Source organism: Embleya sp. NPDC059213 (assembly GCF_042754445.1).
Lineage (GTDB): Bacteria > Actinomycetota > Actinomycetes > Streptomycetales > Streptomycetaceae > Embleya.
Genome location: NZ_JBHZAV010000399.1, coordinates 1 through 2,103 on the forward strand (window position 1 = coordinate 1; position 2,103 = coordinate 2,103).

Here is a 2,103-nt window from a genome sequence, read left to right on the forward strand (position 1 = left end):
GCTGACCCAGGGCGGCCCCGACGGCAGCACCGACAACGTCTACCACCGGCTCTACACCTACGGCTTCACCTTCTTCGACATCGGCGCCGCCTCGGCCGCCGCGGTCGTCATCGTCCTCGCGCTCACCGCCCTGTTCGCGCTGCGCGTCCTGGCCGCACGCGTCACCCGGAGGTTCGCCCGTGCCCGCCCACGCTGACCCGCTCACCCCGGCACCGCGCACCCTCCACCGGCGGGCCGCCGGGTATCCGCGTGCCCCGCGGGTCGGCCGCGTCCTGCGCGCGGGGGCCCGGCACGCGGTGCTGCTCGCCGTCGCCGGCGCGATGCTCTTCCCGGTCCTGTGGGCGCTGATCACCTCGTTCAAACCCGCCAACGACATCTACGGCACCGATCCGGTGCCGTGGCCGGCGAGCCTGGAGCACTATCGCAGTGCCCTGGACGACTTCCCGATCGTCCGGCTGCTGGTCAACACCTTCGTGATGGCCGCCGGTGTCACGCTCGCGCAACTGACGGTCGGCGTGCTCGCCGGCTACGCCCTGGTGCGTTTCCACGTCCCGCTGCGCGGCTGGATGATGGGCGCGCTCGCGGTGGCCCTGGTCGTGCCGACCCAGTCGCTGATCGTGCCGCACTTCCTGATGCTCGCCGAACTCGGGTGGCGGGACAGCTACCCCGGCCTGGTGCTGCCGCAACTCTCCGGCTGCGCACTGGCCGTGTTGCTCCTGCACGAGCACGTCAAGGCCATCCCGGCGGGCCTGCTCGGAGCCGCCGCGCTGGAGGGCGCGACGCCGTGGGAGACCCTGCGTTTCGTCGTGCTCCCGCTGCTGCGCCCGGCCCTGGGCGCGGTCGCCGTACTGGTGTTCATCAGCACCTGGAACGAATACCTGTGGCCGCTGTTGGCCGCGCCGAGCCGGGAACACACCACCATCCAGGTGGGCCTGCAACTGTTCCAGAACCAGGAAGGGCCCAACCCCGGGCCGCTGCTGGCCGCGGCCATGCTCGCCACGCTGCCCGTGGTCGCCGTGTACCTGTTCGCCTCGCGTCGCGTCGCCGACGCGTTCCTCCACTCCGGATTGCGGTGACCCCCGACATGACCGACCGAGCCGCCCTCGGCGGGATCGTGCTGCACGATCTCGTCAAGTCCTACGCCGACGGAGACCGCCCGGCCCTGGACCTGCCGGAACTGACCATCCCACCGGGCTCGTTCACCGTCGTGGTCGGCCCGTCGGGATGCGGCAAGTCCACCGCCCTGCGGCTGATCGCGGGCCTGGAGACACCCGACGCGGGACACATCGCCATCGACGGCGCCGACGTCACCGACCTGCCGCCCGGCCGCCGCGATCTGTCCATGGTCTTCCAGGACTTCGCGCTCTACCCGCATATGACCGTCGCCGAGAACGTGGGCTTCGGCCTGCGCATCCAGGCCCGGCACGACCGCCGTCGCGGGCTGACCGCCCGGATCACCCGGACCGGGCGCGCCGACGCGCCGGCCGCCGCGTCCCGGGCCGAGATCGCGGAGAGTGTGCGGCGGGCCTGCGCCCTGGTGCGGCTCGACGGCAAGGAGCACCGGCGGCCGAGCCAACTCTCCGGCGGCGAACGGCAACGGGTGGCGCTGGCCCGGGCCCTGGTACGGGGTCCGTCGGTACTGCTCCTGGACGAGCCGCTGTCCGCGCTCGACGCCCAGTTGCGCCACCACGCGCGCGCCGAACTGGTGCGACTGCACCGAGAGTTCGGTTGCACCGCGGTGCTGGTCACGCACGATCAACTGGAGGCGCTGTCGATGGCCACCCACCTGGTGGTGCTCGACGGTGGCCGACTCTCCCAGGCCGGGTCTCCGCAGGAGGTGTACAGCCGACCGGCGAACACGTTCGTGGCCGGCTTCCTCGGCAGTCCGGCGATGAACCTGCAACCGGTGGAAACGATCGCCGAGGGGTCGGCGACAACGGCCGGGGTCGGTCTGCGCGCCCCCGGGTTGCAGGCGCGACTCGCGGGCCCGGCCGAGCCGTTGCCGGCGGGGCCGGTGTCGTTGGGTTGGCGTCCGGCCGACGGCGTGCCGGAGGCGGCGCCCGCGGGCGGATTCGGGTCGGCGGCGGGCGCGCTCACCGGTAC

At 72.9% G+C, this 2,103-nt stretch carries 2 protein-coding genes and 1 pseudogene; all 3 read left to right on the forward strand.

Features of this window, described 5'->3' with window-relative positions; genetic code table 11:
- Positions 1-196 (forward strand): annotated as a pseudogene (locus tag ACFXMF_RS47585) (hypothetical protein); the annotation flags it as partial.
- Positions 180-1,076 carry a carbohydrate ABC transporter permease gene (locus tag ACFXMF_RS47590; protein WP_379991116.1) on the forward strand — a complete coding sequence of 299 codons (897 nt, stop codon included), beginning with the start codon at positions 180-182 and terminating at the stop codon, positions 1,074-1,076. The pseudogene ACFXMF_RS47585 and the gene ACFXMF_RS47590, both read left to right, overlap by 17 nt.
- Before the next feature lie 8 nt (positions 1,077-1,084).
- The coding region (locus ACFXMF_RS47595; RefSeq protein ID WP_380021332.1) for an ABC transporter ATP-binding protein at positions 1,085-2,103 on the forward strand (1,019 nt) is incomplete at its 3' end.